Source organism: Verrucosispora sp. SN26_14.1 (genome assembly GCF_004307965.1).
Taxonomy (GTDB): domain Bacteria; phylum Actinomycetota; class Actinomycetes; order Mycobacteriales; family Micromonosporaceae; genus Micromonospora.
The window spans coordinates 16,896-29,305 of sequence record NZ_SISL01000029.1; the positions used below are offsets into that span (position 1 = coordinate 16,896).

Annotated in this window: 13 protein-coding genes; 9 read left to right on the plus strand and 4 right to left on the minus strand. The window is 72.0% G+C overall.

Translation table 11 applies throughout. From position 1 onward, the window contains the following. Position 1: 1 nt before the first annotated feature. From EYA84_RS05415 to EYA84_RS05440, 6 genes are read left to right on the plus strand one after another with little or no spacing between them, the layout of a single operon-like run. A complete protein-coding gene (locus EYA84_RS05415) occupies positions 2 to 874 on the plus strand; it encodes a hypothetical protein (RefSeq protein ID WP_131051899.1) in 873 nt (290 codons plus the stop codon). Further along, entirely contained in the window at positions 868 to 1,437 is a 570-nt protein-coding gene (locus EYA84_RS33360; protein WP_236145605.1) for an acyl-CoA dehydrogenase family protein, read from the plus strand. Before EYA84_RS05415 ends, EYA84_RS33360 begins: the two co-directional genes overlap by 7 nt. After that, positions 1,415 to 2,566 carry an acyl-CoA dehydrogenase family protein gene (locus tag EYA84_RS05425; RefSeq protein ID WP_131051900.1) on the plus strand — a complete coding sequence of 384 codons (1,152 nt, stop codon included), beginning with the start codon at positions 1,415 to 1,417 and terminating at the stop codon, positions 2,564 to 2,566. The genes EYA84_RS33360 and EYA84_RS05425 overlap by 23 nt, the downstream gene beginning before the upstream one ends. Beyond that, positions 2,559 to 3,917, plus strand: a complete 1,359-nt coding sequence (locus EYA84_RS05430) for an MATE family efflux transporter (protein ID WP_131051901.1) — start codon at positions 2,559 to 2,561, stop codon at positions 3,915 to 3,917. Before EYA84_RS05425 ends, EYA84_RS05430 begins: the two co-directional genes overlap by 8 nt. After that, on the plus strand, positions 3,905 to 5,260 hold the full coding sequence (locus EYA84_RS05435; RefSeq protein WP_131051902.1) for a condensation domain-containing protein: 1,356 nt from the start codon (positions 3,905 to 3,907) through the stop codon (positions 5,258 to 5,260). The genes EYA84_RS05430 and EYA84_RS05435 overlap by 13 nt, the downstream gene beginning before the upstream one ends. After that, positions 5,260 to 6,036 carry a 4'-phosphopantetheinyl transferase superfamily protein gene (locus EYA84_RS05440; RefSeq protein ID WP_131051903.1) on the plus strand — a complete coding sequence of 259 codons (777 nt, stop codon included), beginning with the start codon at positions 5,260 to 5,262 and terminating at the stop codon, positions 6,034 to 6,036. Before EYA84_RS05435 ends, EYA84_RS05440 begins: the two co-directional genes overlap by 1 nt. Here EYA84_RS05440 and EYA84_RS05445 read toward each other — a convergent pair. Beyond that, entirely contained in the window at positions 5,968 to 6,621 is a 654-nt protein-coding gene (locus tag EYA84_RS05445; protein ID WP_201272300.1) for a response regulator transcription factor, read from the minus strand. The genes EYA84_RS05440 and EYA84_RS05445 overlap by 69 nt on opposite strands. A gap of 241 nt (positions 6,622 to 6,862) precedes the next feature. On the opposite strand from EYA84_RS05445, the gene EYA84_RS05450 reads away from it, so the two are divergent. Next, on the plus strand, positions 6,863 to 7,774 hold the full coding sequence (locus tag EYA84_RS05450; protein WP_131051905.1) for a UbiA family prenyltransferase: 912 nt from the start codon (positions 6,863 to 6,865) through the stop codon (positions 7,772 to 7,774). 37 nt (positions 7,775 to 7,811) lie between these two features. Here the strand turns inward: EYA84_RS05450 and EYA84_RS05455 are convergent, their stop codons facing one another. After that, entirely contained in the window at positions 7,812 to 8,486 is a 675-nt protein-coding gene (locus EYA84_RS05455; protein WP_131051906.1) for a response regulator transcription factor, read from the minus strand. After that, the gene (locus EYA84_RS05460; protein ID WP_131051907.1) at positions 8,483 to 9,568 is read right to left on the minus strand and encodes a sensor histidine kinase; all 1,086 of its coding nucleotides are present in this window, start codon (positions 9,566 to 9,568) and stop codon (positions 8,483 to 8,485) included. Before EYA84_RS05460 ends, EYA84_RS05455 begins: the two co-directional genes overlap by 4 nt. Before the next feature lie 498 nt (positions 9,569 to 10,066). Between EYA84_RS05460 and EYA84_RS05465 the strand changes: the two genes are divergently transcribed. Continuing rightward, positions 10,067 to 10,825, plus strand: a complete 759-nt coding sequence (locus tag EYA84_RS05465) for a hypothetical protein (RefSeq protein ID WP_131051908.1) — start codon at positions 10,067 to 10,069, stop codon at positions 10,823 to 10,825. A gap of 12 nt (positions 10,826 to 10,837) precedes the next feature. Here EYA84_RS05465 and EYA84_RS05470 read toward each other — a convergent pair whose 3' ends face one another. Further along, complete coding sequence (locus EYA84_RS05470) at positions 10,838 to 11,527, minus strand: TetR/AcrR family transcriptional regulator C-terminal domain-containing protein (protein ID WP_131051909.1); 690 nt, start codon at positions 11,525 to 11,527, stop codon at positions 10,838 to 10,840. Positions 11,528 to 11,653: 126 nt separating this feature from the next. On the opposite strand from EYA84_RS05470, the gene EYA84_RS05475 reads away from it, so the two are divergent. Continuing rightward, positions 11,654 to 12,352, plus strand: a complete 699-nt coding sequence (locus tag EYA84_RS05475; protein ID WP_131051910.1) for a DUF4386 domain-containing protein — start codon at positions 11,654 to 11,656, stop codon at positions 12,350 to 12,352. Positions 12,353 to 12,410 lie beyond the last annotated feature (58 nt).

Here is a 12,410-nt window from a genome sequence, read left to right on the forward strand (position 1 = left end):
CGTGTTCACCACAGTCGCACCACGGCTCGCCGCCGACCGGACCGGCCTCCTTCGGGAGCTGCCGGTCCGGCCGGCGGCGTCCGCCGCCCGCACCTTCCGCGGCAACGGGCCGATCGAGGACGACGGCCTGGACCGCTACCTCGCCGACATGGTGGGCGCCTACGGCCGCTCCTACGACCCGGAGTTCCTCGCCAAGGCCCAGGTCACCTCGTACACGACGATGGCGTCGACGGTGGTGGCCGAGCTGACCCCGGGCGTGGACACGCTGCGCCGGATCGTCCTCGCGTTCGCCACCCCGGACATCGACTCCCGGGCCTCGGCCGGGTGCTACCTGGTCGAGGCGGCACCCGGTCGCCCGACCGTGTTCTGCGTCAGCGACCAGGGCGTCACCGCGCCGTTCACCGCGCTGCGGCTGGCCGCCGACCACCTGCGCGACGCGGCAGCCGACGCGCGTACCGCCCTTGTCGTCCTCGACCAGCGCAACCTGCCCTGGGAGGTGGACGCGACCGAGCGGGTGCCGGCCGAGGACGTCGCGGTGGCGTACGCCTTCCGACCGACCGCGCCCGGCGAGACCGGCGTGCTGCTCGGTCAGCGCACCGAGGTCGACCCGGCGGCGGCAGCGGCGCTGCTGGTCGACGTCCTGGACGAGATCTCGGCCCGCGACGGTCGGCCGTTCGCGCTGGTGGCCGGCTACGACGTGCCGGTCACCGCCGAGGTCGCGCTGCGGGCCGAGCGGGTGCACCGGGTGGGGCGGGGCACGCTCTGCACCGGGATCTGGACCACCGCCCGGCAGCTCACCGGCCGGACCGTGCTGGCCGAGTACGACCCGGTGCTGCGCTACCTCACCGTGCTCGCCTGGGACCCGACGTGGTGACCGCGCAGGCGGTGGTCACGCTGGCCGACTGTCGGACGGTGGCCCGCCGGGACGGACTGGTGGCGGGCTGGACGGCGTTGCTGACCGCGACCGGCGCACCGGAGACGGTGCACGGGCCGCGCGGACACGGGCTGTGCCCGCCGGGGTGGCAGGCCCGCTCCGGTGGGGCGGACGACCGGCCCGCCGGCTGGGTGCTCGGCCTGACCTGGATGCGACTCGGCGTCTCGCAGTGGCTGCTCGACCAGGCCAGGGAGTACCTGACCGGCCGGACGACCGGTGGGGTGCCGCTGATCCAGCAGCAACTGGTCCAGGGCAGCCTCGCCGAGATCGTCACCGAGCAGCAGGGCGTCGCCGCGGTCCTCGACGCACTGGAGCACGACCCGGACCCGTCCCTCGCCGCCTACCTGCACCGCCAGCTCACCGACGCCGACCGCGCGTCGTTGCGGCTGCTCGGTGCCGGCGGCTTCCTGACCGACGGGCCGGGCGGGATCGCACACCTGTCCGAACTGCTCGCCGACGCGTACCTCGACGGAGTTGACCATGGCGATCATCGAGCCGGATGACCGGCTGCGGGTGCTGCGCGAGCACGCCCGGGAGTGGGCCGCGGAGCTGCGGCCGTACGCCTTCGACCTGGAGCGCGACCCGGACACCGTCTATCGGCACCTGGACCTGCCCGCGATCAACTACGTCGGGAAGACGATGATCCCGGCGCACCTGCAACCGGACCCGATGCGGATCGGCAGGTACACGTACTACGGCAGCACCGCCGTGGAGCGGGTGGTCGCCGCCGAGGAGATCGCCTTCGGCGACGCGGGGATGTTCCTGGCCTCACCGGGTGCCTCGCTCTCCGGCGTGCTGGTCGGGATGCTCGGCGACGAGGCCCAGCAGGAGTGGTATTTCGGGCGGGTGCGGTCGCGTCCCACCTGGACGTTCTTCGCCCTGACCGAGCCGGCGCGCGGCTCCGACGCGATGTCGCTGAGCACGCAGCTCCGCAAGGCGCCGGACGGGTCGGCGACCCTGCACGGCGAGAAGCGGTACGTCGGCAACGCCACCCGTGCCGAGGTGGGCACGGTCTTCGCGCGTACCGGCTCGGGGCCGCTCGGGGTGGTCGCGGTGCTGGTGGAGACGTCGGCTCCCGGCTACCACGCCCAGGCGCTGGACACCGTCGGCCTGCGGGGCGCGCAGATCAGCGCGATCCGCCTCGACGGCGTACCGGTGGCGCCCGGCCGGATCCTCGGCGCCCATCTGCCGGCCTCGGCACGCGGCATGTGGAGTGCACTGCGGACGTTCAACCTGCTGCGCCCCGGGGTGGCCGCCATCGCGTTGGGGATCGCGCGGGCCGCCATCGAGTATGCTCGATCGCAGTCCGGACGGGGTCGCGACGAGCTGGACCGGCTGGGTCATCGGGTACACACCACACGCCAACTGATCCTGCGCGCCGCTCACGAGGTGGACCGGGACGCCCGCAACGGCTACTACGCCTCGGCCGCGAAGGCGCAGGCCGCCCAGCTCGCCGAGGAGGCCACCCAGCAGGCGTTGCGGATCCTCGGCCCGGGGTCCCGGTTCGCGCATCCCTGGCTGGACAAGCTGGCCCGCGACGCCCGGGGGGTCGAGTTCATGGAGGGCACCCGCAACGTGCAGCGGCTCACCGTCTGTCACGCACTGACCAAGGGCAGGTTCGACGATGACTGAGTACCGCCGCCAGGTGCTGCGCCAGGCCTCGCCGATGGTTCTCGGCGACCTGGTGGGCGTCCTGGTCCCGCTCGTGGTGGTCGCCCTGATGAGCCGGATGGGCGACGACTCGCTCTACATCCGCTCGCTGTTCACCCCGATCATGTTCGTGATCATCGCCCTGCACGCCGGGCTCGCCGTACCGAACCAGGTCGCGTCGGCGCTCAGCGGCGACGACGCCGGGAGCCGCATCCGGGCGCTGGCCGGGTTCGCCCGGATCGGCGCCGTGGCGTCGGTCGTGGTGCTGCTGCTGCTCGGACTCGCCGCACCCGGGATGGGTCAGTTGTTCGGGGTCGACCCGGGGGCGCAGAGCGACTTCGTGTGGTTCGTCCGGTGGGTCTGCCTGGCCGCGCTGCTCGGGCTCGGGTCGGTGCTCTGCGGAGCCACCCTGCGGGGCGCGGGACGCCCCCGGGAGGGAGCGGCGGTACTCCTCGCCGCCGCCGCCGTGGAGATCGTCGGCGTGGCCGCGCTCGGCCTGCCCGGCGGTCTGGGCCTGGGCCTCTGGTCGGTGCCGATCGCCATCGCCGCGTCCGGCGTGGTCGGCAGCGCGCTCGGTGGCTACCTGCTGTGGCGTACCGGCGTGTGGCAGCCCGGCACGTCGCTGGCCTGGCGACCCGACCTGTTCGGCCTGCTGGCCGGCGTGGGTCTGCCGGTCTTCGCGTCGTACGTGGCGATCTTCGCCAGCAACTTCGCGCTGACCTGGGTGGTGAGCGCCTTCGGCGCGACCGTGGTGTCCGGCTTCGCGGTGGCGTACGTGGTGCAGAGCGTGGTGATCGTCGCCGGTGTGGCGATCGGCGCGGCCACCGCGATCGTCGCCAACCAGTACCGGGGCGCCGGGGAGAGCCACCGGATGCCGGGCGTGCTGCGCGCCGGCCTCCAGGTGACCGCCGCGTTCTACGTGGTCTGCGCCCTGGTGGTGTGGACCGGCCGGGACTGGCTGGCCCGGGTGACGGCGGCCGACCCGGCGGTGGCCGCCGAGGCGTCCCGCTACCTCGGCATCGTCGCGCCCACCTTCGTGCTGATGGGCCTGGTCCTCGCCGCGCTCACCGTGCTGGAGCAGGTCGGCGGCGGGCCACTCGCGATCGCCCTGAACGTCGTCTACTTCGGCGGCATCGTGGCGGTCGGCGGCTACCTGGCCCGGTCCGCCGGCGGGCCGGAGCCGCTGTACTGGACGATCGCGATCGCCAACCTGTTCGGCATCGCCGCCGTGTTCGCCACCGTCCTCTTCGTCCGCCGACGAGCGGGCACCCCGACCCCGGAGACCACCGACCACGACCAGGACGAGAAGGAGGCGGCGGCATGGCGCGAATGACCCGGCAGGCGGTACGCATCGACGGCGAGCGGGGCGTACTCGCCCCCGCCACCCTGGGACAGCGCAGCATCTGGGTGGACATCGACCGGCAGATGCCGGACACCTCCTTCTACAACTCGACGGTCTTCACCCCGGTGCCCGAGGGGGTGGACCTGCCGGGCGTGCTCGCCGCGCTGGGCGCCCTGGTCCGCCGGCACGAGGCGCTGCGCACCCTCTTCCACCGCGATCCGGCCGGGGACCTGATGCAGCAGGTGATGGCCGCCGGGGAGCTGCCGGTGGAGATCTGCGAGGCCACCGCCGAGGATCCCGATCCACGGGCGCTCGTCGACGACCTGGAGGCACAGGTCCGGGGGCACCGGTTCGACCACACGACCCAGTGGCCGATCCGGCCCGCCGTCGGTGTCCTGGACGGCGCACCCCGAGTGGTGATCACCTGTGTGTCCCACGCGGCCACCGACTACCTGGGCACCCGGGTGATCGGTGCCGAACTGGCCCGGCTGCTGGCCGGCGAGGAACTGCCGCCGCCCGCGATGCAGCCGGTCGAGTTGGCCGAGTTCGAGCAGAGCGAACCGGGGCGCCGGGTCCAGGAACGATCGTTGGCCCACTGGCGGGAGCAACTGGCGACCGCCCCACCGGCGATCTTCACCCCTCGGGAGCCGGAGTCCCCCCGGTACGCCGTCGCGACGCTCAGCACCAGCGCGGTCAAGCTGGCCCTGGACGCCATCGCCACCCGGTACGCCACGGGCAGCTCCGTCGTGCTGCTCACGGCCACCGCGAAGGTCCTCGGTCGACGCACCGGCCACGACCGGGTGCCGATGACCCTGATCGCCGGCAACCGGCACCGGGCGGAGCTGCGGGGCTACGTCGGCAACCTGGTGCAGGACGTGCCGGCCACGATCGACGTCTCCGCCGAGGACTTCGCCGTGCTGGTCAAGAGCTGCTGGGGTACGGCCATGAAGGCGTACCGAAGCGGCATCAGTGACCGGCAGGCGATCAGCGCGTTGCGCGGCACGCTGGCCGCCACCGCCGACCCGTCCTGCTACTTCAACGACCTGCGACAGGCCGGGCCGGACACGGGCCCGATCGAGGAGGTGACCGCCGAGCGGCTGCGTGCCGCGCAGGCGACCGGCCGGCTCACCTTCGGCACCGGGTACGAGGTGGACGAGCTGACCTTCTTCCTCAAGGTGATCGAGGACGGGCCGGACCGGCTGGAGCTGACCGTACGGGCCGACACCGCCCGGCTCAGCCGCGACGACGCCGCCGGGATCCTGCGGGAGATCGAGGAGTTGCTGGTGACGGTGGCGGCGCAGGAACGGGTCCTGGCGGCCACCGGAGCACCGTGATGCGGCTCGACGGCGTCGTCCACGTCTGGCGGATTCCGCTGGGCCGTCCACTCGAAGGTGATCCGGATCCGGCTGACCTGCTGGATCCGCACGAGCGTCGCCGGGCCGACCGGCTCGGCGACGCCCGGGTGCGCCGCCGCTACGTCCACGCCCACGCCACCAGCCGGTTGATCCTCGGCGGGTATCTCGGCGTACCTCCGGAGGGGGTGGTCTGGCACCGGGGGCGGCACGGTAAGCCGGCGCTGCTCGGACAGCCGGAGACGAAGGTCAACCTGACGCACTCGGCCGACCTGGCCCTGCTGGCGGTCACCACCGGCCGGGAGGTCGGGGTCGACGTGGAGCGTCTCGCCCGGCCGGACCCGGACGGCACGCCGTCACCGGTGGGTCGGCTGGCGACGCGGTTCTACCCGCCGGGCGAGGCGTCCCGGGTCGGCCGCGCTCGCGGTCCGGCCCAGGACTGGTGGTACCTCCGCTACTGGACCCGCAAGGAAGCCTGCGTGAAGGCCAGCGGTGGGCGGCTGGTGCAGGGACTCCGGGTACGGGTCGCCGGATCGCAACCGTACGGTCGCGGCCTGCGGTGCCGGGGTGGGACGGGTCTGCCCGGTCCGTGGGTGGTGCGGGATCTCACGCTCGGCGACGGGCACCTGGCGTCGGTCGCGTTGACCGGGACCGCCGACTACCGGGTGGTGGTGCGGACCTGGCCGGGGTTACGCCGGTTCGGCCTGGATCAGCCGTTCCCGCAGGGCGATCGCCACCGCGAGCGTGCGGTTCGGTGAGTCCAGTTTGGTCATGATGTTGCCCACCAGCCTTTTGGCGCCGTGTTCGGAGACACCGAGCCGACTGCCGATCTGCCGGTTGCTCAGCCCTTCGGCGAGCAGCGCCAGCGTCTCCCGCTCGCGGGCGGTGAGCACCGGTGCCCGGACGCGGTCCCGTCTCGTCCGGCCGGTCGCCAACCTGAGCAGGTGCCGGCTCAACTCGGTGGGCACCACCAACTGGCCGTCGGCCACCTGCGTCAACGCCAGGTGCAGGGACTCCGGGGTGAGGTCCGTGGCCAGGAGGTAGCCGTCCGGCGTCAGCCAGCGCACGATGTCCACCTGGTCCGGCTCGTCGAGCAGCACGAGGAGCTTGTGCTGCCGCCCGTCGTCGTGTCCCAGCAGCGAGTCGGCGCGACTCAGCGCCCGGGGCGAGGCGATGACCACGTCCGCCCCGTCCGGACCGGCCCGTAACCGCACCTCCGGCACCTGCTGCACGACGGCTGCCACCCCGCGCCGGGTCACCTCGTTGTCGACCACCACGGCGATCGTCAGGGCGTCGGCCGGCACTGCCGGCCGGTATCCGGCGGACATGACCGGCCAGATCATCTGCTGCACCATTTCCCCCGCTCGCTTCCGCTCGTCGAAATAGCGTCGCAGGGCCACCATAAACATTCGGGATGGGCCGCAGTAGTGGTAGCTACGGAGGTGGTGCACGCACCGCGCGAAGGGGGCAGACGACCTACGACCAAAGTAGTAGACGTAACTGCCGTCGTTGGCGGAGCCGAATTACCACCCGACTGACCGAGAATAGACGCATCGATAATTTGTCGCTATTCGAGGGGCGCCGATGTCTGTTCAGTCGATTGCGGATCCGCTGTCGGGCGGTTCACTGTCCCGCGTCGTCGGCCTCTCATTCTCGGAGAGCCGGCCGGTGGTGCAGGCCGTCTTCCAGCTCCGCTTCCTGACGGGCGCGCTGCTGGCCGCACCGCCATTTCATCCGACCGCGGTACGGGACCTGACTATCGGCGCGCTGGCCTGGCTCTGCGCCACCTGGCAGGTGTATCTGCTCAACGGCCTCTGCGACCGCACCGAGGACCGGCACAACGGCTCGGGCCGACCGCTCGCCACCGGTGCGCTGTCCGCCGCCTCCGCCGGTGGGGCGGCGGCCGCCCTCAGCGTGCTCGCGATGGCCCTCGGCCTGCTGGTCTCCCCCGGCTTCGCCGTCCTGGTGGCGGCCATGTTGGCGCTCGGCTGGCTCTACTCGGCGGCGCCCCGACCGCAGAAGTCCAACCTGCCCGGCTTCGTCGGCGTGGTGGTGGCCGGCGGCCTGGTCACCTACCTGGCCGGCTGGCACGCGGCCGGTGGCGGCGTACCGGACCCACGGGCGGTGGCGGTGGCCGTGGCGCTGTCGTTCTGGATGGGCCTGGTGGGGATGACGAAGGACCTGCCGGACGTGGCCGGCGACCGGCTGGCCGGTCGGCACACCCTGCCGATCGTGCTGCCCGAACGCGTCGCACGCCGGCTGCTCGCGACCGGCGCGCTGCTCGTCGCGGCGGGACTGGCGACGGTCGCCGTCGCCGAGCCGACCCTGGTGCCGCCGGCCGGGCTGTTGCTGGCCGGGGCGGTGGTGCTGGGCGTCTGCGTGCTGACCCGGACCAGCCACGGCGACCGGAACCGCCGACGCCGCCCCTACCGGGCGTTCATGGTCACCCAGTACGCCGTGCACCTGACGGTGATCGCCCAGTGCCTCGCGAGCTGAGCGACCGCCCGCCGGTTCCGTCGCCGGTCCCGCCGGTTCAGCGGGAGAGCCGTTGCCCGTCGGAGATGATCCGGCGGGCGACCGCCTTGCGGATGGCGTCCACCCGGGACACGGCGTTGAGCTTGGCGTACGCGTTGGTCAGGTGCCGCTTCACGGTGGCCTCGGTGATACGCAGCCGGGAGGCGATCTGCTGGTTGCTCAGCGCGCTCGCGGCGAGGACCAGGACCTCCCGCTCCCGCTGGGTCAGCGCCGTGCCCGGTCCGCCCGAGCCGGGCGGACGGCGGTCCAGTTGCTCGACCGTGCCGCGCGAGACCGCCAGCAGGACGTTCGCCGACGGCCGGCGCACCGACCGGACCGCCGCCAGCAACTCGTCGCGCAGGATCGTCTTCAACATGTACGCGCTGGCGCCCGCCTCCAGCACCTCACGGACCAACTCGGCGTCGTCGTGCATGGTGAGCACGATGATCTGCACCTCCCGGCGCTGGTGCAGCACCTGCCGGATGGTCTCCGTGACCCCCGCCCCGGGCATCTCCACGTCCAGCAGCAACACGTCCGGCTGGTGGGCGACGACCAGCTCGACCGCCTCCGGGCCACTGCCGCCCTCACCGACGATCCGGATGGTCGGGTCCGTGCCGAGCACCTCCTTGAGGCCCTCGCGGAACAGGTTGTGGTCGTCCACCACCGCCACGCGGATGGTGTCCGGGGTCTTCATCCTTCCGAGCCGTAGAGCGGCACCTCGACCGCGACAACGGTGCCGCTGCCGGGTGCGGAGGTGATGGTGAACCTGCCGTTGAGCAGGTCGGCGCGCTCGGCCATGGACCGGAGCCCGAAACCGGCGGTCTGGGCGTCGATCAGGTCGAAGCCACGACCGTCGTCGATCACCTCGGCGTTGATCGCGTCCTCCGTGGCGACGATCGTGATGCGCAGCTCGGTGGCCTCGCCGTGCCGCACCGCGTTGCGGGCGGCCTCGCGCAGGATGAGGTACAGCTCCTCACCGACCTCGCGGGGCATGACCTTGACGTCGCCGGTGACGGTCAGCCCGGTCGAGATGGTGGCCGGCACGCTGGCCGAGAGGTAACCGCGCAGGGCCGGCTCGATGCCGTCCGCGCCGAACGAGCGGCGCAGTTCGGCGGTCAGCTCCTGCACGGTCTGCAGGGCCTCCCTCATCTCGTGCATCGCCGCGCCGACCTTGGCGTCGGCCCGGGGCCGGTCGTGGGTGCCGTAGTGGCGGGACAGGTCGAGGTTCTGCAGGGCGAGGCCGATCGAGTGACCGAGCCGGTCGTGCAGGTCGCGGGCGATCCGGCGACGCTCCTCGCGGCGCGAGGCCTGCAACTTCTCGATCAGGTAGTTGACGTAGGCCAGCGAGGAGAGCGACACCCGCCGGGAGATGGCGTCGTGCAGGGCGAGGGCGATGGCCGCGACCCGGGCCGGATCGGTGACGACGTACCGGCGCAGGATGATCGGCAGCGCGACCTCGAAGAGCAGCGCGGCGGCCCGTAACGACTCGATCGGGTGGATGTTGCGCAGCGCCCGGTCCACGCCGATCTCGGTGGGCAGCAGCGCGTGGTCGACCACTTCGTCGATCCCGTCGACGTCGGCGGACGGGTCGAAGGCCGACGCCGGCAGGTCGAATTGCTCCGCCACGTCGGTGACGATCGCGTGGACGTTGCGCCTCAACTGACCGAGGACCGGAGCATTACGGGTCAGCGCGATCGAGGCCGACTCCAGACGCCGGTGATGCTCCCGAAAGATCTCGTCGGCCAGCCCGTCGTGCGTACTTTTCTGATCACCCACGTGCTTCCCTGTATTCGATTCCACTAATTAGGCCCACAAATATTCCTGTTACGTGTCCCCGCGGTGGATCCGATTACCGGCGTGTTTCGTGGGAGCGCTCCCGAGGCGATCACTCTAACAGGAGAGATGGATCACAGCAAGCAAGGTGCGGGCCCACCGTCACCGATGCCGCGCGCCCGTCGACCACCCCGCCGCGACGAACCACTGCGGACGGCTGGCCGGAAAGCGGATTCCCGAACGCCGAACTCAGCGACGATAAGACCGTTTTGGACCGACCGGTCGGCAGATATTCGGAAACCGATGCGTGCGACCCGAGAAGTGATCGATCAAATTGATGATCGGCCTTCGTCGAACGGTGAACATTGATTGGCCGAAAGGGGGAGCCGGGTGCCCGACGATCCCGGCGGCGCACCGCCTTTCGTCCCTTGTGGACGGCGAGTTCCGCTACACGGCGCGCCGAGCCGACGGACTGTCGCAGGCGTACGCCATGCTGCGGCCATGAACTCGTCGCCGCAGTGGCTCAGCCGCTACCGCAGGGGCCAACGGGAACAGGTCTGGCACGAGCTGCACCAGTGGGGCAGCGCGATCCGGCTCCACCCCGAGCTGGCCGAGGAGGCGCAGTCGGTCTGTGACGAGATGGCCCGTCGGGCCCGGCAGAACGTCGAGGTCGTGGTGGCGCGGCTGACCGCCGCCGGCTACCGGTTCCACGAGAACGACGACGAGGAGACGCCGGTGTCGTGCCCGTACACCCCGCCGACCGCGCAGGCCGACGCGTACGCCGGCTGGCTGCGGGACCGGTTCGGCGCGGTGCCGATGACGCTCTGCTCCTGGGTGCGGCTGGTGGGCGACGTCTGGCTGGTCGGCACGCATCCGGAGTGGCCCACCTCGGCGTCGGCCGACCCGCTGGTGATCGAGCTTGAGGGATCCCGCCACCCGGACGGACCGTCCCTGCGCGACTACCACGACGAGGAATGGGCCGACTGGCAGGAGGAGCAGGCGACCGACGAGGACCCGGGGGTGTTCGTGCTCCCGGTCGCGCCGGACCGGCTGCACAAGGAGAACACCAGCGGTGGCGGGCCGTACGGCTTCGTGCTGCCCGACGGGTGCGTGGACGGGTTGTTCGTCGGGGAGACGACCACCTCGTTCGTCGCCTACCTGAACCAGGTCTTCGGCAGCGGCGGCTTTCCCTGGCCCACCGGGTCGGAGGGCGAGTGGCAGGTGAAGCGGAGCCTGGCCGAGGGCCTGCTACCGCTCTGACCGCTCCCGGCGTCACCCCCGGGCGCGTGCGAGACCGTCGAAGAGCAGATCGAGGGTGAACTCGAACTCGACCTGACTGTCGCACCAGCCGAGCGTCGGATCGTCCGCGTCGTGCGCCTCGGCCGCCACCATCGCCGTCAGGTGGGGCAACCGCTCCGCCATCGCGGCCATCTCCGCTTCGGCGACGTCGACGTCCATCGCGCCACCGGCCGCCGCCGGGCGGAACACCTCCTGGGCGAAGCCGAGCGCGAGGCTGCCGAACGCGTGCAGGGCACGGTGGGCGATGCGGTACGAGAATCCGCCGTCGCGCAACGTCGCGATGATCTGGTCGTAGTAGGCGTACACCCCGGACGGCACGGTCGGGCGGGAGCCGAGCAGGCCGGGCGCCCACGGGTGGCGCAGCATCACCGCGCGGGCGGCGAGGAAGCGCTGTCGCAGACGCGTACGCCAGTCGTCGCCGGCCACGGTCGCATCGGCGCCCTCCACCGCGGCCTCGATCTCGGCGATGACCGCCTCCACCAGGCCGTCGAGCAGACCCTCCTTGCCCGGCAGGTGGTAATAGAGCGACATCGCCTCGACGCCGAGCCCGGCGGCCAGGCGACGCATCGTCAGCGCCGCCAATCCCTCCGCGTCCACCAGCGCGATCGCCGCCGCGAGGGCGCGCTCACGGCTCAGCGGCTCCCGAGGTCTTCTCGCTCCCATCCAGCCCCCACTTCCCTTTACCTTACATCGTATGGTTGCCTTACGCCGTAAGGCACCGTTCTCCCGACTGCCTTCCCCGAACCCCGTCACCGCCCGCGCCGACGCGCATCCCGAAGGAGCCTTCCCATGCATCCGCTGATCCGCACCGCCCGCGCGACCGGGTTGTTCTACCTCAGCCTCGCCATCGCCGGCGCACTGGGTTTCCTGACCGTCCGGCCCCGGATCTTCGCCGCCGGTGACGCCGACGCGACCCTGGCCCACCTGGTCGGCAACGAATCCCTCGCCCGCGTCGGGATCGCCCTCGAACTGCTCGTGGTGCTCGCCCAGACGTTCACCGCCGTCTGGTTCTACCGCCTGTTCCGCACCGTCGACACCACCGGCGCCGGCAGCATCGCCGCGTTCGGCATGGTCAACGCCGTCGCGATCCTGGGCAGCGCGGCGATGCTCGCGACCGCCGTCGAGGTGGCCACCGATCCGTTCGGCGACGCCGCGCACACCGTGCAACTGCTGTACCTGGTCAGTGGTCACCTCTGGACGGTGGGCGGGATCTTCTTCGGCCTCTGGCTCATCCCGATGGGCTGGTGCGTGCTCCGCTCCGGCTGGCTGCCCCGCGCCCTCGGCTGGACCCTCGTCGTCGGAGGCGTCGGCTACGTGCTCAACGCGTTCGCCGCCTACCTCGTACCCGGTGCCGGGCTCCTCGCCGACCTGCTCGTCGTCCCGGCGACCGTGGGCGAGTTCTGGATCCTCGGCTACCTGATCGTCCGGGGCGTACGGCGGTCGGCGCTGTCCGAACCGGCGCAGGTCGCCGCCGTCACGCCCGCCTGAAAGCGCCATCTGCTCGGCGGACGCGGACGTCCGGCCGGCGGCGCGCCGACGCGCGGAC